Origin of the sequence: Pseudoxanthomonas sp. CCNWLY206-1 (genome assembly GCF_039710385.1) — a bacterium.
In the GTDB taxonomy this organism is placed as follows: domain Bacteria; phylum Pseudomonadota; class Gammaproteobacteria; order Xanthomonadales; family Xanthomonadaceae; genus Pseudoxanthomonas_A.
The window spans coordinates 54,714-71,394 of sequence record NZ_JBDKXI010000004.1 but is presented as its reverse complement, the minus strand read 5'-3'; the positions used below and the strand labels follow the sequence as shown (position 1 = coordinate 71,394).

The window sequence follows — 16,681 nt, the reverse complement described above, 5'->3', positions numbered from 1 at the left end:
ATACACGCGCTTACACAGTGAGTGTCGCCTCGACACATGCCAGGTACATGCAAGGCGTCTCATGGCGTCTCCAGACACGGGAGACGAAAAATGAAGAAGACGCACATCCTCTTGGCTGCATCCCTGGCCGCACTGGCAGGCACCGGCCTGCTGACGGCAAACGCCCAGCAGTCCGGCATCGGACGCCATGAAGCCTTGCGGCATGATTTCGACGTGGCGGGGCGCGAAGCGGTCCAGGTGCGGGTGGATTTCGCACCGGGTGCCGCTTTCGGCATGCATACCCACCCGGGAGTCGAGATGGCTTACGTGCTGGAAGGCACGGTGGAGTACTCGTTCGAGGACAGGCCGCCCGTCACCCTGAAAGCCGGCGAATCGCTATACATCCCGGCCGGCACAGCGCATGCGGCGCACAACCCCGGCCAAGCTCCGGCAGCGGAACTGGCCACCTACCTGGTCGAGAAAGGCAAACCGATCGTGGTGCTGCGTCCGGCGGCGCATTGAGCGATCCGTCGCGGGCGTAAGCGACGCGTAGCCACTATCTCCTCACCCGCAAAGCGGTCGTTGATGTTGCACCCGCCGCTTCAAACATCCCACCAGAAATCCATGAACACACCACTGAAACGAAAAGTCGTCTTCGCGCTTGCCATGGGCGTCGTGACGACCGGAATCATTTCGTTCGCCCTTCTCGCTCTCAACCTGGGCTTCTCGAAAGGATTTGCGGTGATGTGGCTGCGCTCCTGGGGAATCGGCTATGTGATCGTCGTTCCCGCCATCCTGCTGATCGGTCCGCGACTGCAAGCGCGGATCGACCACCTGATTCATTGAGCGCCAGGCATAGGCCACTCGACCTTCCTTACGGAAGGTCGCACTTCATCTTTGCGTCGATGTAGTAGGGCTTGGGAACATCCGGATTCGCACTTGTTTTCTCGAAGACTACTTCGAACGATTCGGGATCAGGCGTGCCGCCCCGTTCCTTACAGGCGGCAGTCAACTTTTCCTTTACCACGGCGATTCCATTTTCCTTGTCCGTGCCGTCCGCACTGTTGGTCAAGTTGACCACTTCCGCAAACGCGTGCTGGCTCATCGCGAAAGCGAAACCCATAAGTGCGATCACATACGACTTCTTCATGCCTTCTTCTCCTTGGTGGCTGATATTCGGCGTGGGATGGTACCGCACGTTTGTTTGGGCTCCGTGCAGAAGGATGGACACCGGGTGCCTGTGACGGACAGCCGCGCCGCAATCCAGTTCGAGGCACAGCGCATCAGCCGCACCGTCACCGTATCGTCATGGAGTCCCCGTACCTTGCCGCGCACTTCAGGGGCAAGGCAGTACTTTGGCCGGACACGCAAAACGGGGATTGGCGCGCATGTTCGCGGAACAGGCGCCGGTGCTGCGCGGATTCTTCGTGCGGCGCGGCGCGAATGACGACGCCGAGGACTTGGTGCAGGAAACCTACCTGCGGCTGCTGCGGGCCCACCAATGCCAGGGTGAAGCGATCGCCAATCCGGAGGCGTACCTGTTTACGGTCGCGCTGAATCTGGCTCGCGAACAGGTGGTACGCCGCCAACGGTCACCGCTACCGATCGACGAGCTGGAGAATATTGCGACACTGTTCGCTTCCGAGGAAAGCGTCGAGGACGCTGCCGAGCGCGCGCAGCGGCGGCAACGGCTGCAGGTGCTGTTGAGCAGCCTGCCCGGCCGCACCCGCGCGGTGCTGGTGATGCAGTACCGGGATGGCCTGAGCTACAAGCAGATCGCCGAACGCATGGGCGTATCGCCGCACATGGTCAAGAAACACGTGGTGCGTGGATTGTCCTTTTGCCGGCAGGCACTGGGCGATGTGGCGGAGGCGTGATGAGCGAACTCGGACACTTGCCTGCGCACATCACCCATGAAGCTGCGCATTGGCATGCGCTACAACGCGAGGGGCCATTGAGCACCACCCAACAGGCGCAGTTCATGGATTGGCTGGTGGCTTCGCCGGAGCATCTGCGCGAGTACCTGGCCATTGGCCGGGTAGCGGGCGAACTGGGCGAAGCGATGCGCGCGATGCCGATCGACCTGCAGGCGCTGATCGACGATGAGTCCACGCCGTCGGCTCCCGACAACGTGGTCGCACTGCCGGTCAGAAATTCGCCACGTCCCTCGAAGGCCGTGCCCGAGCATCGCTCGCGCCTGCCAAAAGCACGCCTGCCACGATTCGCGACAGCGGCGGTCCTGCTCCTTTGCCTGGGAATCGGAGTGCGGGCTTCGTGGCCGCAATCCGGACACTACGTCGCCGCACATGGCGCACCCCGCAGTTTCGCGCTGCCCGACGGCACCGTCGTGCATTTGAATGCCGAAAGCGCATTGTCCACGCGCTTCAGTCTGTTCTCCCGCCGTGTCGAGCTCTCGCTTGGGCAGGCGAGTTTCACCGTGGCGCAGGATCGCCGCCCGTTCGCGGTACATGCGGCAGGCCTGCAAATACAGGACATCGGCACGACCTTCGACGTCTCGCTACACCGCGAACAAGCGAGGATCGGCGTGACCGAAGGCCGCGTGCACATCATCAGCGATGCGGATGAAGACCGGCTGCTGGCGGATTTACGCGCCGGCCAGAGCGCCCGTGTCGACTATCGCGATCATGCCGTCAGCGTAAGTCACGAGGATGTCGACACGATGACGGCGTGGTGGGAACGACGCATTGTCTTCCGCGACGAGCCGCTGCGAGAAGTGGCTGAGCAGTTCAATCGCTTGAACGCGGTTCGCCTGCGCATCGACGACGCGGCGGCAGGGGAACTGCGCCTGACCGGCAACCTGAGCGCGGACGACCTCGATTCGCTACGCGTTTTCCTGGACCAACAACCCACGCTGACGACCACCGCCACGGCAAACGAGATCAGGGTCAGATCGCGCACCGCGGAAGCCGCCGGCGAAAGGGAACCGATAGCGCGATAGCGCTGCACAACGCCCCGTCTTACCGAGTCGTCAATGTCGACGGCCGCGCTGTCAAAAAAAATTCATCGAAAAACGGTGCCCGATTTTCCTCCGACGCCGTCGTAGTCCAGGCAAGCGCGAACGATCACGTCTCGCGACGACCGTCACCACCCCACTGGACCTTACGATGCGCCGAACTTTGTTTCTCTCGATCGCCCTTGCCCTGCAGGCCGCTACCGTCACCTCTACCGCTGCCGCGCAGGAGGCCAGCGTCGCCACCGAGGCGATTCCCTCGCAACCGCTGGATCGGGCACTCAACGCATTGTCGCGCCAGACCGGGCTGCAGTTCGTCTACAGCGCACAGGCCGCCGGCAACCCACGCACGCGTTCCATTCCCGCGGGTCTCCCCGCCGAGGAAGTCCTCAAGCAACTACTCGCCGGCACCGGGCTGCGCTACCGCTACCTCAACACCACCACGGTGACCATCGAGGCGGAAGCGGCGCCGGGTGCACCGGCCGCGGTGGCGCCTGCTGCCCAGTCGCCGGCAGCCACCGCCGAATCTCCGCGTGCCGAAGTGGCCCCGCAGGAGCTGGAGAGTGTCGAGGTGGTGGGCAGCTACAGCCGCAGCCTGGAACAGGCCGTGGATATAAAACGGTCGACGGTTGGGTTTTCCGATTCCATAGTCGCCACCGATGTGGCCGATTTCCCGGAACAGAATCTGGCCGAGGCGCTGCAGCGCATGCCCGGTGTCACCATCGAACGCAACAAGGGCCTGGGCAGCAAGGTCAACGTTCGCGGATTGCCTTCCGAATACACCCACGTCTCCATCAACGATCTGGCCACGGCCTCCGGCAGTGGCGGCCGCGATGTGGAGTTCGATATCTTCGCGTCGGAAATCATCCAGCAGGTGACGGTGCAGAAGTCGCCCACCGCCGCGGATGAGGAAGGTGGCATCGCCGGCTCGGTAGAGATTTCGACCGCACGCCCTTTCGACTACAGCGGCCGCAAGCTGGTGGTGTCCGCGGAAGGCGCGCACAACTCGATTTCCGAAGAGATCGACCCCAAGCTGTCGTTCCTGGCCAGCAACACCTGGGGCGACTGGGGCGCGCTGGTGTCGTTCTCGCATGCCGAACGGACCAACCGCACCGACTCGACCTCCGGCATCAATTTCCGCCCGATGTCGCGCTTCCTGAGCGCATCGGGCACACGCGGCGCGCAGGCGGAAGCCGTGTTGGAGCGGGACACCAGCGTGGTCATCGCCAACCGCGCCAACGCCAATGAAACCAACCTGATCGTATTCCAGGACAAGGTCGGCGACCGCGTCTATCTCAACGATCAGGAGAAGTGGGGCGCCACTGCATCGCTGCAATACAAACCCAGCAACAACTTCAGCCTGACCTTCGATGCGATGGTCGGCAGTTACGACACCACCGAGGACGAGTACGATGCTGCCGCCTATTCCGCCTCCAGCCGCAGCACACTGGAAACTATTCACGAGTACGACGCCACCACGCTGTCCCAGTACGGCATGGTCGTGTTGCGCGACGTCTCCTACACCGCCACCCAGCATGAGTTCCTGAGCAAGGAACGCGTCAACGAGACCGACTTCAATCAGTACAGCCTGGCGCTGGATTGGAAGGGCGATACCTGGGACGTCGACGGGATGATCGGCTACTCCGGTGCGGAAAAGACCCTGGACTATGCCAACTTGAAACACGTCGCCTACGCGCCGTCGCGCACACGGTGGACGGGCAATAGCGGTGAGACCATTCGCAGTGCCAATCCAGCCAGCTTCGATATGTACAACGCCCCGAATAGATATCTGTTCGAGGCCTACGAGACCACGCTGGAAAAGATCACCGACGACAAATACGCCGCGCAACTGAATTTCAACAAGGCACTCGACCTGGCTTTCCTGCCAGCGCTGCGTAGCGTGCAGTTCGGTGCGCGCTATACCGACAAATCGAAGGAACGCGACTACGGCGAACTCAAGATAACCGGACCGACGGCGGGCAACACCTCGTGGGTCAACACCCGCACGCTGGCCGACAGTCCGCTGCAGTGGATCAGCGACATCGTTCCTGGTGGCGCCTACAGCATGAAAGGCCTGGACTGGCAGCAGGTCTCCAACGATTACGCCCGCGGCTTCTTCCGGTATCCCGGGTTCGTTACTCCGTTCGACGACGGCCAGTACTACCGCGTGGATGAAGAAGTGGCCAGCCTGTATGCGATGGTTGACCTGGCCTTCGATCTGGGCAGTGTGCCGGTGTCGGTGAATGCGGGGGCGCGCTACGTCGATACGTCGGTGCTGTCGTTTGGATACCATCCAATCCAGAACGCGGACGGCACGACAGGCTATACCGATACACCGGTATCCAAGAAAGGCGACTACAAGGATGTACTGCCAAGCCTCAACGTGACCGCCGAGCTGGCTGACGGCCTGCTGCTGCGCGCCGCCGCATCGGAAACCTTGATCCGCCCGGCGCTGACCGACATTGCCTACAAGCGTACGGCCAGCTGGAGCTCGTTCCGCTTCACCGACGGCAATCCGGATCTGCAGCCCACCTACGCCAAGCAGTGGGAAATCGGCCTGGAGAAATACCTCGAGAATGGTGGCTTGCTGGCCGCGTCGTACTTCTACAAGAAGATCGACGGCGTCGTCGTCAACTCGCTGACCGGCGTGGTCCAGGACGTGGCGGTTTACAACGCCAACGGCACGCTCAACGGCATCTACGACTTCGACGTCTACCAGCCGGTGAACGCCGATGGCTCCTACGAGGTCGATGGCATCGAACTGAACGCACAATTGCCGCTGAGCGCGCTGCACACTGCGCTGGAAGGCTTCGGCATCAACGCCAACTACACGATGCTGGACAGTTCGCTCGCGGGCGAATCCGCGCTGGGCATCACCACGCCCATGCCCGGCTTGTCCGAGAAGACCTACAACTTCACCGTGTACTACGAAAACGACCGCTTCGACGCCCGCGTGTCGTATAACCACAAAGATGAGTACGTCGAGTCCATCGGCTACAACATGTATCCGATCTGGCGCGATGCCTATGGCCAGCTGGACGTCTCCATCGGCTATCGATTGACCGACAACATCAAGATCAGCCTGAAGGGCATCAACCTGACCGACGAGGAAACCAGCGGCTACACCATGGACCCATCGTTCCCGACCATGTACGAGCGTTCGGGCCGTCGCATCAGTCTGGGCATCCGGGCTGATTTCTAAGCCTGACCGCTCATTGCCTCGCCGTGGTGGCCTGCCGCCACCACGGCTATTCCTTGCGGTCATTTCTGCGGGTGCTGAAGTGCACCTATCGTAGAGCCGAGCTTGCTCGGCTGCTTTTCGCATTGCCTCAAAAGCAGCGGATCAAGCTCCGCTCTACGAGAAGCACCTTTTAGCGGCTATTCCCTATCGTCTGCCGTTGCGACGGCTTCGTTACTACTGACTCGGTGCTATCGCGAGGCGCAGCTCCGCTCTACGTCTCATGGCAGGACATCGTGAACAGGTTCTTAGAAAAGAAGGAAGAATCCGATGCTTATCTTGCGGCTCCTGCCGATCATGGCACTGATAGCTTGGCCATGCGTGGTCCAGGCTTCCGACCAGGACGATGGCCGGCGCTGGCAGGCCGGCGACCACCATGTGCACAGCGAGTGGAGCGTGGACTGGGATCGATCGACCTCGCCGCCTACGCCGATCCGCGGCGGAGATTCGCCCTACACACGTACTCGCAATGCGCGGCAAGCCCTGGCGCATGGCCTGGCCTGGATGGTGCATACCGACCATGGCGGTCCCGGCCATTCCCGGGTGACGCTCGACCACGCTTGGCCTGCGTTGCTGGACGCGCGGCGCGAGGTGCCGGCGTTGGTCCAGTTCAACGGCATGGAGTTCGACGTTCCCGCCGCCGAACATGCTTCGCTGATCATCGCGCCGGGGCCGGACGAACGTGACCAACTGGTCACGATCGAACGCGAGTACAGCCGTGGTGAGCCGTTGGAACCCGACAGCCGTGACGATGGGCAATGGATGCTCGCCGCCTTGGCTCATATGCGTGCACTTCCGGCGCCGCCGTTGATGTTCATCAATCATCCGTCCCGCACCGCCACCGGCATCGGCCAATGGGGCGAGGTGGAACCGGCGGAGCTGCGTGGCTGGCACGATGCCGCACCGCGAGTGTTGATCGGTATGGAAGGTGCGCCGGGGCACCAGGCCGCACCGGCGCACCGCGGACTTTATCGGAACGCCGCCGCACCCACCTTCGGCGGCTTCGACCAGATGACGGCGCAGGTGGGTGGCGTGTGGGACACGATGTTGGCGCAAGGACGGCGGTTCTGGATTACCGCGACCTCGGACTCGCATGTGAATGTGCGCGATAGCGGCCGCGACTTCGATCCCGGGCAGTACAGCAAGACCTACGTCTGGGCGCGCCACGAAGCCGAAGACATTCTCGATGGGATGCGCGAGGGAAGAATGTTCGCGGTGACCGGCGACCTGATCGATGCGATGGAGCTCACCGTGCGCGCTGCTCGCGATCCGGATCAGCGCGCCAGCATGGGCGGTACGCTGGTCCTGCCCGCGAAGGAAACGATGCGGGTGGAACTGAGGGTCCGCCAGCCGGCGAAGCCGAACTTCAATGGCCAGCGGCCCGCACTGGACCATATCGAACTTATCGTAGGCAGCGGCGGTGGCGATGGCGCGCCACGGATGGAAGTGAAGCGCTTCGGCCCTGACGAATGGAAGAGCGACGGCCAGTGGCGATCGTTGTCCTGGGAATTGCCTGCGCCACGGAGCGGCGGCTTCGTGCGTGCGCGTGGCAGCAATACTTCGGAGCTTGTGCCGTCGGCGGATGTTCCTGGGGAAGACCCTTGGCAAGACCTTTGGTTCTACTCCAATCCGGTGTTCGTTGAGATCAAGCGCTGACGGACGGCGGGGATCCGGTTGGCGTGAGGCGCGCTTTCGTCGTTGGATCGAACGGAGTGCGGCGTGAGCTATAGTTGCGCCGCACTCGCAGGCGCCGCACCAATGACCAAAACCAAGCACGCACCGATTGGAACCTTGCTGCGCGAGTGGCGCGCGTTGCGGCGCATGAGCCAGATGGATCTTGCGCTTGAAGCAGGCGTATCCACGCGCTATCTCAGTTGCATAGAAACGGGAAAAGCGCAGGCGAGCCGGGAAATGGTATCCACCCTGGCGGACGCCCTTGGCATGCCGTTGCGCGAACGCAATGCGCTGATGCTCGCCGCCGGTTTCGCGCCGCACTATTCCGAGACGCCGTTGGTGAAGCCGGAACTCGACCGGATGCGCGACGCGATCGAGCTGATCCTCAAGCACCAGGAACCCTACCCGGCCTTCGTCATCAATCGCCGTTGGGAAGTGGTCCTGGCCAACGACGCGGCAGTCCGGATGAACCGTTTCCTGATGAAGGGCCGCGAGCTGCGGCATTCGAACATGCTGCACCAGGTGTTTGACCCGGAGGATTTTCGGCCGGTGATCGTGAACTGGCCGGAAGTGGCGGGCCGGTTCATCAGTCTGCTGCATGAGGAAATCGTCGCCGCCCCTTCCGATCCGCAAGTACGGCAGCTACTGAGCGATATCCTGGCTTACCCCGGCGTTCCATCGCATTGGCGGTATCGCGACCTGGAGAGCGAGCCGTCGCCCATCCTCAACCTGGTTTTCCGCAGCGACGAGGGCGAGGTGCGTTTCTTCGAGACCATCACCACCTTCGCTGGCTCGAAAGACATCACGTTGGACGAACTACGGATCGAATGTTCTTTTCCGGCCGACGACAAGACGGCCGAGCTTTGCCACCGCCTCAGACAAGAGGAAGCGCGCGAAGCCGCCGCATGAATCCGGCCGCGACGCAGGTCAGCCCCGCCAGAGGCTCCGCGCTTCTTCGATGATGATTTCGGGATATTCCTCTGGGAAGAACAGTCTTGCCTGATCGACCAAGCGGACGCCGCGTGAGCCGGGAAGCGTGCGATCGAGCCAATGCGCCCATTGCACCGGGAAGAGATCGTCATCGCGTCCCCACACCATCCGCGCCGGCTTCTTGAACGCGCGCAATTGCGGCTCTATCGCCGTCAAGGGATTGGGAAACATCGCGATCCCGAACTGTTCTCCCTGCCGGCGACGCTTGCCGGGCGTGACCAAGGGACGGAAGTAGGTTTCGATGAGGTCGTGGGTAAGTACACGCTCCGGATCGTGATAGGCGTTGCCGATTCCGTCGCGCGAACGCGCGAACGCGTTGTCCTCCACGTGTTTGTCGAACCACAGCACGGCTTCGCCGCGGCGCGCCTTCTCGAGGAACGGCAGCAGCTTCTCCGGCGGGCTGTTCGCATCGACGTCGCCATTGGTGAGCAGAAGCGACCGGACGCGCTGCGGGTGGTGCGCGGCCATCAGCTGGGCGATGCCGGTCGCGTTGTCGTTGGCGACAATGTCGACGTCGGCTATCTCAAGACGATCGAGCAAGTCGATCACCATGGCGGTCTGCGCCATTGGGGAGAGGTCCGTGTCCGCAGCGACATCGGTGTAGCCCAGCCCCATCAGGTCGGGAGCGAGGCATCGCCGCTCGGCGGCCAGCGCGGCCATCGGTCCGCGCCATTGATAGCCGTTCAATGGATAGCCATGCAGGAACAGCGCGACCGGTCCGCTGCCGCGTTCCACGAATGCGATTCTTCCTTGCGGCAGGTCGGCGAAGCGCCGGGCCGCATGAAACCGAGCAGGGCTCCAGACGTCCGCGTTTTTCTGATTCGCCGCCACCGCGCGGAGGGGGAACGCCAAACGAGATGCCATCGAAGCGACGGCCGCTGCGGTTAATGCTTGAAGGAATTCGCGCCGGATCATCCGATCAACCTTACGAAAGGGATGGGCCGGGAGTTAACCGGGCCTCCTCATCCGACTCAATGACCTAACAGGTCATATTTTCGGGCACACCGTTCGTGGCAAAGTTCCTCCAAGGCCCGGGATATACAAAGGCGCTGGGATGCATGCAGCCTGCGTCCGAAACTTGCGCGCGGGAAGTTAGTGTCGGGTGCGTGTGGCGCGGACGTCAGCAGGTAGTAGGCTATGGCGCGAATCAAAGGTGAGTGGCCGTCAGCAGCCAAGGAAGGTCTGAACAGTTCGATTCTGATCGTCACTCCCGCGAAGGCGGGCACTCAGCGTCTTTGTTTTTCAACGCGCTGAAGTCGCTGGATGACCCGCTATGTGGCGGTTAGGAAGCGCTCCCGGCGCGGAAATGAAAGGGGATTTGGAGTGTCGAGATACGTGCCTGGCTGCCTCGATTACTCCGGCTTGGATTTTTCGCAGACCATGAAGCCTTGATAGGAAGTAGTCCGCCATGCAACGACAAACGGCTTTAACCTGGCTTTGGGTGAGTGCCTGGTGGGTGCTCACGGGAATCGTGTGGACAGGGCAGATGTATGAAGCTTTTTCCGGCCAGGTCGCCTCGTCCTACCTGCTGCGCACGGAGATGGCCAAAGCGGTGCTGTGGATTCCATTCACCATGTTCCTTCTCTGGTGGGTGGGCCGTCATCCCATGGAGCGCGGAACCATACTCCGGTCGATTGGCTGGCTGACGTTGGCGGTTTTTGGAATCATCGTAATGCGCGCGCTGTGCTTTGCGGCGTTCAATCCCTGGGTAGGCTGGTATGAACAATTGCCAAGCTGGTCCGCGCTGCTGCGCACGAGTTTCCTCAGTCACTTGCTTACTGCCTGGATGATCATTGGCGTGGCACATGCACTCACGTTCGCGCGACGTGACCGGCTACGCCAGCAACAGCACGCCGAACTGCATTCACAGCTATCCCAAGCGCGCTTTGAAGCGCTCTCTGCACGGCTTGACCCGCACTTCCTGTTCAATGCGCTCCACTCCATCAGCGAGGTGATACATCGCGACGTGACGGCCGCCGATCGCATGGTGGTGGGGCTTGGAGGCCTGTTGCGACAAAGCATCGACGGCGGAGCGACGCAGCAGACTACCTTGGGCGACCAGATCGAACTGATGGAAGATTACGTGGGGATTGAACAGGTCCGGCTGGGCCCGCGGCTCCGCTTCCACCTGGACGTGGATGAATCGCTACGTTCGGTCGCGGTACCACGGCTCTTGTTGCAGCCTCTTGTCGAGAACGCGATCCGCTATGCGGTCGCTCCACGCATGGCGCCTGGCAGTATCCAGGTGACCGCCCGGACCCATGAGAATCGGTTGCTTCTGGAAGTTCGCGACGATGGAAACGGCGAAGCTGCCGCGGTCCCTGGACATGGCGTGGGGCTGGCGAGCGCGCGCGCACGACTGCAATGCCTCTACGGCGACGACTTCCGCCTTGACGTAGTGACCTCACCCGGAAGTGGAACCCGCGTCCACATCGACCTGCCGTTGCAACGCCTTCCGGAGGCTGCATGAGCGGGCTTATTCGCGCCATCGTGGTGGACGATGAGCCAATGGCGCTAGCACGTCTATCGCGTCTGTTGCGCGAGGAGGACGGCGTCGAGGTCGTCGCGGAATGTGGAGATGGTGCTTCCGCCATAGCGGCGCTCCGCTCGCACAGTCCGGACGTCGCCTTTCTCGATATCCACATGCCCGTAATAGATGGGCTGCATGTTTCAGCGAACGTGGTCGCAACCGAGACCTGCGTGGTGTACGTGACCGCGCACTCCGAACACGCGGTTCGCGCGTTTGAGACCGACGCTGTCGACTATCTGCTTAAACCATTCACGGTGAGGCGTTTGCAAGCCACGCTTTCGCGCCTGCGGGCGCGAGTGACTGCGCGCAAGCCTGTTTTTCCCGAGCGGTTTTTATTGCAGGCGGGCGCGCGCACGCGCTTGGTGCCGGTACAGACCATCGACTCGCTGATCGCAAGCGCAAACTATGTCGAGGTGCATTGCGGGCAAGAGAGATTCCTGACGCGGGAGACACTTGCTGCCGTCGAGGCCAAACTTGACCCCGCACAGTTCGTGCGTATACATCGCTCCCGCGTGATCCGTATCGGATCGGTGCGTGACATGGAATTGTTGCCGTCGGGACAGTACCTGTTTCGCCTGCACAACGGTCAGAAACTATCCGGAGGGCGCAGCTATCGGGACAGGTTGAGAAAGGCGCTTGGCATCTGATCCTGGCTTGCTCAGGTAGAGCCGAGCTTGCTCGGCTGCTCTTCCGCCAGTGCACAGAACCAAAAGCAGCGGAGCAAGCTCCGCTCTGCGCGGCCATGTAGAGCCGAGCTTGCTCGGCTGCTCTTCCGCCTGCGTGCATGGAACTAAAAAGCAGCGGAGCAAGCTCCGCTCTACGAGAAGCGCCCTTGTAGAGCCGAGCTTGCTCGGCTGCTCCAGAAGCAACTTGACGGCTATTCACCATCGCCCGCCGTTGCGACGGCCTTGTCGCCAATGATTCGGGACCATCGCGGGGCGCAGCTCCGCTCTACGCGACCTGGGCGTTCGTCTGATCAACCGAGCGTCTGTCGCTCGCACCCGAATTCCAGTCGTTCGTCCCAGATGCGTTGCTTGATCCAGGAATCGCTGCATCAATACCGCCACGCCTGACGGTTGCCAGGGCTTCAGTTCGAATCATTGCGCATGACCTGTTGCTGGAATGGGAGCCGAGATGAACCGACGAAATTTCCTGGGGGCATGTGCTTCGATCGCGAGCGTAGCCGCCCTTTCCGCTTGCAGCGTAACTCCGAGCAAAGGAAGGATCGCGCTGGATGCAGCGGCATTCACCCGACTTCGCCGCTTTGCCGAAACGCCTTTCGGGCGCATCGCCTATGTGGAACGCGGAACCGGCCCGGCCGCGTTGTTCCTCCACGGCTTGCCGTTGAACGGATACCACTGGCGCGGGTCGCTGGAGCGCCTTTCTTCCCATCGTCGATGCATCGCACCGGATTTCATGGGGCTGGGTTATACGGAAGTATCCGAACAGCAGGACCTTTCCCCTCAAGCGCAAGCCGACATGCTGGTGGCATTTCTCGACAGTCTGGCGATTCCCGCTGTCGATCTGGTCGCCAATGACAGCGGCGGAACCATCGCACAGCTGTTCGCGGTACAGAATCCGGAACGCGTTCGCACGATGCTGCTGACCAACTGCGATGTGCATGAGAACTGCCCACCGCCGCAAATGCGCAATTCAATCAACGCCGCCAAGGCTGGCACGTATGACCAGAAGATGCAGCGGCACGCGGATGATCGCGTCTACGCTCGTTCGGACAAGGGCATCATCGGCTCCGCCTACATGAACCCGGCGAACGTCACCGATGAGGCGATTGAGTACTATTTCAGGCCGCTGGTTGCATCACCGCTGCGTAGGGCGCAACTGAATCGGTATCTGGCGGCGCTCGACCCTAACCCCCTGCTCGCGATCGAGCCGGCGCTGCGCCGGTTGAATACGCCGACACGCATGGTGTGGGGCACGGCAGACCCGCTTTTCCCGGTCTTGTGGGCGACATGGCTTGATAAGACTCTGCCGGGATCCCGCGGCGTTCGCCCGGTCGAGGGGGGAAAACTGTTCTGGCCAGAAGAGATGCCGGAAGTGGTCGCGGAAGAGGCACGCACGCTTTGGAGTGTCTAGGTGGGCTTAGGGCGTCAAACAAACTGGACCCGCTGAATGAAGCTTGCGAGGGTGTGGTAGACAGACCGGACCGGACGCCGGAAGACGTAAGATTGCTGTAGATGCTGTTTAGTTCACCTAAGTCGCCGCCTTTGCCTCCGCGTTCGGCTTTCCGGCGTTCTACGGCCGCAACATGAATGCATGGATAGATTGTCTCACCGACCTGGATCGTCCCGATGCGGGCATGACCGCCGTGCATGTACGGCCAGGCGAGTGCTTGTCGCTGGTCATCGACCAGGCACCGGATTTCAAGCATCGTTGTCCAGAGTTGTTCTCCGTGCTTGTGGAATGCGCGGCCTTCGTGAACTGGCGGCGCATAGAGATGGACCATGCTCCGGTTCTTGCGCTGGCATTCCGTGCGTAAGCCGCCAACCAGCCATTCAGACAGACCTGCCTCGCGGGCCGGCTCAGGTCAACCTTAAGGCACACTGCTTTACCTATGGCCTATATCGCGCAGGCAAATCGTCCGTTTCCGGCATCCATGGAGGCAGACTCCGATGGCGCCTTCTTCGAAAGCATCGTCGACGACGGCGCAGCTTCCTTCTATCTGATCGTTCGCCCCAAACCATATCTGACCGCCCGAGACCAGGAGCTGATCGACCTAGGCCACTTCTCATTGGAGGATTTGTATCCGGAGGTGCTCAGGCTAGGCAGGACTCCTTCCTCCGAGACGAACTGGCTATACGACCTGGAGTCGTTAAAGGTCGCTCGCGAGCATCACGATGATCAGGAGGCCTTCAACGACAACGCGACGGACTATCGGTCCGAGATATTCGACGACCTATCGACCCTGCTGGACCATTGCCAACAGGAATTCGGCGTCTCGGCGTCGGACTTCAGGAGGCGCGAAGCCACGCACTATCCCAGCTTCTGAATGGACCGGAACGACCTCTACTCGGCAACCGGCACCCAGACAGCACCTTGTCGTGCGCTGGCCACCGCCGCCTCAATGAAGGCCATGCCGGCAATGCCGTCGTCGATGCCGGGAAGATCGAGATCATCCGGCAACGGCTCGCCCGCTACTTCCAAAGCAATGGCACGGAAAGCCTCGCGATACAGGTTGGCGAACGCCTCCAGGTAGCCTTCCGGATGTCCGGCGGGTATCCGCGTAACGCCTTGCGCGGCCTCGCCGACATAGCCGTTGCCGCGACGCAGGATTTCGCGTGGGCGGTCCGGATATTTAACGACCAACTCGTTGGGATGTTCCTGCTGCCACTCCAGCGAAGCCTCGCTGCCGTACACGCGCAGGCTCAGGTTGTTCTCTTCGCCGACCGCGATCTGTGAGCTGTGCAGCACGCCGCGCGCGCCGCCTTCGAAGCGCAGCAACAGATTGCCGTCATCGTCCAGCCGGCGGCCCGGCACGAAGGCGGTCAGGTCGGCGCACAGTTCGGTAATGCGCAAGCCGGTGACGTAGCGCGCCAGGTTTTCCGCATGCGTGCCGATGTCGCCCATGCACCCTGCCGCGCCGCTGCGGGCAGGGTCGGTGCGCCACGAGGCCTGCTTTTGTCCGCTGCTTTCGATGTCGCGCGCCAACCACCCTTGCGAATACTCCACCACCACCTTGCGCAGCGTGCCGAGTGCACCGCTGCGCACCAGTGCGCGCGCCTGCTTCACCATCGCGTTGCCGGTGTAGTTGTGGGTCAGCGCAAACACCTTGCCGCTGCGCGCGACCGTCTCGCGCAACGCGCGCGCCTCGGCCAGCGTCAGCGTGACCGGCTTGTCGCAGACCACGTTGAAGCCTTGCTCCAGGAACAATGTCGCGGCCGGGAAATGCTGATCGTTCGGAGTGACGATCACCACGAAATCCAGGCGCTCTTCGGACGGGCGCGCCGCCTCGGCAAGCGCCATCTCGCGATAACTGCCGTATGCGCGTTCGGCGGACACGAACAGGTCGGCCGCCGAATCACGCGAGCGCTGCGGGTCGGACGAGAACGCGCCAGCGACGAGTTCCGCCTGCCCGTCCATTTGCGCAGCAATCCGGTGCACGGCGCCGATGAAGGCACCGCGACCGCCGCCGACCATGCCGAAGCGCAGCTTGCGTCCGATCACACCATGCCTCCGCGGCCGCGGCCTTCGAACGCCGCATCGAACGCGACTGCGCTGGGCGGGAAATCGAGCTGGCGCACGAACGCCGCCGCCTCGGTGGCGCCGTGCACGCGATCCATGCGCGCGTCCTCCCATTCCACCGACAGCGGGCCGCGATAGCCGATGTCGTTCAGCGCGACGATGATGTCCTGGAAGCGGACGTCGCCGCGTCCGACCGAGCGGAAGTCCCAGTTGCGACGTGCGTCGCCGAAGTCGGTATGGCCGCCGAATACGCCCACGCTGCCATCGCCGCGTCCCCACCAGACGTCCTTCATGTGGACGTGGAAGATGCGGTCGCCAAAGGTGCGTAGGAAGCGCACATAGTCCACGCCCTGGTAGGCGAAATGCGAGGGATCGAAGTTGAAGCCGAAGCGCGGATGGTGGTCGACCGCTTCCAGCGCGCGCTGCGCACTGGCGATGTCGAAAGCGATCTCGGTGGGATGCACTTCCAGGGCGAAGTTCACGTTGACCGCGTCGAAGGCGTCGAGGATCGGCCGCCAGCGTTTTGCGAAATCGTCGAATCCTTTCTGCAAATACTCTTGCGAGGTCGGCGGGAATGCGTAGACCGCATGCCAGATCGACGAGCCGGTAAAGCCGGTGACCACCGCCGGGAAATCGATCGTGGCCGCACCCGGCCGCGCATCGAAGAAAGCGCGCGCGGCCTTGGCCGTATCGATCATCCGCGCGGCGGCACGCTGGCGCACACCTTCCGGCTCACCGTCGCCCCAGATCTCGGGCGGCAGAATCGCCTGATGGCGCTCGTCCACCAGGTCGCAGACCGCCTGACCGACCAGATGATTGGCGATCGCGTGGCAGGCCAGTCCTTGCGATTGCAAAACGCTCCAACGCTGACGCACATAGTCCGGCGAAGCCAGCGCGCGTTCGACATCGAAGTGATCGCCCCAGCACGCCAGCTCCAGACCGTCGTAGCCCATGGCAACGGTCTTCTTGGCGAGTTCGTCGAGCGTGAGGTCGGCCCATTGCCCGGTGAAGAGCGTGACAGGACGTGGCATGTGGAGACTCCTGTTATTGGCAATTTGATGTTTTTACACGGGAATGGGGAATGGAAAATTCCACTATT

At 62.2% G+C, this 16,681-nt stretch carries 15 protein-coding genes and 1 pseudogene; 12 read left to right on the top strand and 4 right to left on the bottom strand.

What is annotated here, in order from left to right:
• The first annotated feature begins 90 nt into the window (after positions 1-90).
• Both AADW18_RS10725 and AADW18_RS10720 read left to right on the top strand, forming a co-directional pair.
• A complete protein-coding gene (locus AADW18_RS10725) occupies positions 91-501 on the top strand; it encodes a cupin domain-containing protein (protein ID WP_337343375.1) in 411 nt (136 codons plus the stop codon).
• Between the two features lie 102 nt (positions 502-603).
• Positions 604-825: a DUF2798 domain-containing protein gene (locus AADW18_RS10720; RefSeq protein ID WP_337343374.1), complete on the top strand. Its 222-nt coding sequence runs from the start codon at positions 604-606 to the stop codon at positions 823-825.
• 28 nt (positions 826-853) lie between these two features.
• Here the strand turns inward: AADW18_RS10720 and AADW18_RS10715 are convergent, their stop codons facing one another.
• The gene (locus tag AADW18_RS10715) at positions 854-1,129 is read right to left on the bottom strand and encodes a hypothetical protein (protein ID WP_337343373.1); all 276 of its coding nucleotides are present in this window, start codon (positions 1,127-1,129) and stop codon (positions 854-856) included.
• Between the two features lie 205 nt (positions 1,130-1,334).
• On the opposite strand from AADW18_RS10715, the gene AADW18_RS10710 reads away from it, so the two are divergent.
• From AADW18_RS10710 to AADW18_RS10690, 5 genes are all read left to right on the top strand, one after another.
• Positions 1,335-1,856 (top strand): RNA polymerase sigma factor, encoded by a 522-nt coding sequence (locus tag AADW18_RS10710; protein WP_337343372.1) that lies wholly within the window; start codon positions 1,335-1,337, stop codon positions 1,854-1,856.
• Complete coding sequence (locus AADW18_RS10705; RefSeq protein ID WP_337343371.1) at positions 1,856-2,938, top strand: FecR domain-containing protein; 1,083 nt, start codon at positions 1,856-1,858, stop codon at positions 2,936-2,938. Before AADW18_RS10710 ends, AADW18_RS10705 begins: the two co-directional genes overlap by 1 nt.
• Positions 2,939-3,104: 166 nt before the next feature.
• Positions 3,105-6,152 (top strand): TonB-dependent receptor, encoded by a 3,048-nt coding sequence (locus tag AADW18_RS10700; RefSeq protein ID WP_337343370.1) that lies wholly within the window; start codon positions 3,105-3,107, stop codon positions 6,150-6,152.
• 306 nt (positions 6,153-6,458) lie between these two features.
• Entirely contained in the window at positions 6,459-7,844 is a 1,386-nt protein-coding gene (locus AADW18_RS10695) for a hypothetical protein (protein ID WP_337343369.1), read from the top strand.
• Positions 7,845-7,946: 102 nt separating this feature from the next.
• Positions 7,947-8,771: a helix-turn-helix transcriptional regulator gene (locus AADW18_RS10690; RefSeq protein ID WP_337343368.1), complete on the top strand. Its 825-nt coding sequence runs from the start codon at positions 7,947-7,949 to the stop codon at positions 8,769-8,771.
• Between the two features lie 18 nt (positions 8,772-8,789).
• On the opposite strand, the gene AADW18_RS10685 is transcribed toward AADW18_RS10690, so the two are convergent.
• On the bottom strand, positions 8,790-9,716 hold the full coding sequence (locus tag AADW18_RS10685) for an alpha/beta fold hydrolase (RefSeq protein WP_337343367.1): 927 nt from the start codon (positions 9,714-9,716) through the stop codon (positions 8,790-8,792).
• Positions 9,717-10,260: 544 nt separating this feature from the next.
• Here AADW18_RS10685 and AADW18_RS10680 point away from each other — a divergent pair.
• The 5 genes and pseudogenes from AADW18_RS10680 (at position 10,261) to AADW18_RS10660 (ending at position 14,389) form a co-directional block, all read left to right on the top strand.
• Positions 10,261-11,322, top strand: coding sequence for a histidine kinase (locus tag AADW18_RS10680; RefSeq protein WP_337343366.1), 1,062 nt, complete (start codon positions 10,261-10,263; stop codon positions 11,320-11,322).
• Positions 11,319-12,029, top strand: coding sequence for a LytTR family DNA-binding domain-containing protein (locus AADW18_RS10675; RefSeq protein ID WP_337343365.1), 711 nt, complete (start codon positions 11,319-11,321; stop codon positions 12,027-12,029). Before AADW18_RS10680 ends, AADW18_RS10675 begins: the two co-directional genes overlap by 4 nt.
• Before the next feature lie 475 nt (positions 12,030-12,504).
• Complete coding sequence (locus AADW18_RS10670; protein WP_337343364.1) at positions 12,505-13,476, top strand: alpha/beta hydrolase; 972 nt, start codon at positions 12,505-12,507, stop codon at positions 13,474-13,476.
• Positions 13,477-13,615: 139 nt separating this feature from the next.
• Positions 13,616-13,879 (top strand): annotated as a pseudogene (locus AADW18_RS10665) (barstar family protein); the annotation flags it as partial.
• Positions 13,880-13,996: 117 nt separating this feature from the next.
• Positions 13,997-14,389: a hypothetical protein gene (locus tag AADW18_RS10660; protein WP_337343363.1), complete on the top strand. Its 393-nt coding sequence runs from the start codon at positions 13,997-13,999 to the stop codon at positions 14,387-14,389.
• Positions 14,390-14,406: 17 nt separating this feature from the next.
• Here AADW18_RS10660 and AADW18_RS10655 read toward each other — a convergent pair whose 3' ends face one another.
• Together AADW18_RS10655 and AADW18_RS10650 are read right to left on the bottom strand one after the other, a co-directional pair.
• Positions 14,407-15,564 carry a Gfo/Idh/MocA family oxidoreductase gene (locus AADW18_RS10655; RefSeq protein WP_337343362.1) on the bottom strand — a complete coding sequence of 386 codons (1,158 nt, stop codon included), beginning with the start codon at positions 15,562-15,564 and terminating at the stop codon, positions 14,407-14,409.
• Positions 15,561-16,613: a sugar phosphate isomerase/epimerase gene (locus tag AADW18_RS10650; RefSeq protein WP_337343361.1), complete on the bottom strand. Its 1,053-nt coding sequence runs from the start codon at positions 16,611-16,613 to the stop codon at positions 15,561-15,563. The genes AADW18_RS10655 and AADW18_RS10650 overlap by 4 nt, the downstream gene beginning before the upstream one ends.
• Between the last annotated feature and the right edge of the window lie 68 nt (positions 16,614-16,681).

Excerpts from the sequence above, each read along its gene's own strand:
- AADW18_RS10670 (WP_337343364.1), top strand. The coding sequence starts at position 12,505 with ATGGGAGCCGAGATGAACCGACGAAATTTCCTGGGGGCATGTGCTTCG.
- AADW18_RS10705 (WP_337343371.1), top strand. The coding sequence starts at position 1,856 with ATGAGCGAACTCGGACACTTGCCTGCGCACATCACCCATGAAGCTGCG.
- AADW18_RS10675 (WP_337343365.1), top strand. The coding sequence starts at position 11,319 with ATGAGCGGGCTTATTCGCGCCATCGTGGTGGACGATGAGCCAATGGCG.
- AADW18_RS10700 (WP_337343370.1), top strand. The coding sequence starts at position 3,105 with ATGCGCCGAACTTTGTTTCTCTCGATCGCCCTTGCCCTGCAGGCCGCT.
- AADW18_RS10680 (WP_337343366.1), top strand. The coding sequence starts at position 10,261 with ATGCAACGACAAACGGCTTTAACCTGGCTTTGGGTGAGTGCCTGGTGG.
- AADW18_RS10690 (WP_337343368.1), top strand. The coding sequence starts at position 7,947 with ATGACCAAAACCAAGCACGCACCGATTGGAACCTTGCTGCGCGAGTGG.
- AADW18_RS10650 (WP_337343361.1), bottom strand. The coding sequence starts at position 16,613 with ATGCCACGTCCTGTCACGCTCTTCACCGGGCAATGGGCCGACCTCACG.
- AADW18_RS10720 (WP_337343374.1), top strand. The coding sequence starts at position 604 with ATGAACACACCACTGAAACGAAAAGTCGTCTTCGCGCTTGCCATGGGC.
- AADW18_RS10660 (WP_337343363.1), top strand. The coding sequence starts at position 13,997 with ATGGAGGCAGACTCCGATGGCGCCTTCTTCGAAAGCATCGTCGACGAC.
- AADW18_RS10715 (WP_337343373.1), bottom strand. The coding sequence starts at position 1,129 with ATGAAGAAGTCGTATGTGATCGCACTTATGGGTTTCGCTTTCGCGATG.
- AADW18_RS10695 (WP_337343369.1), top strand. The coding sequence starts at position 6,459 with ATGCTTATCTTGCGGCTCCTGCCGATCATGGCACTGATAGCTTGGCCA.
- AADW18_RS10685 (WP_337343367.1), bottom strand. The coding sequence starts at position 9,716 with ATGGCATCTCGTTTGGCGTTCCCCCTCCGCGCGGTGGCGGCGAATCAG.
- AADW18_RS10725 (WP_337343375.1), top strand. The coding sequence starts at position 91 with ATGAAGAAGACGCACATCCTCTTGGCTGCATCCCTGGCCGCACTGGCA.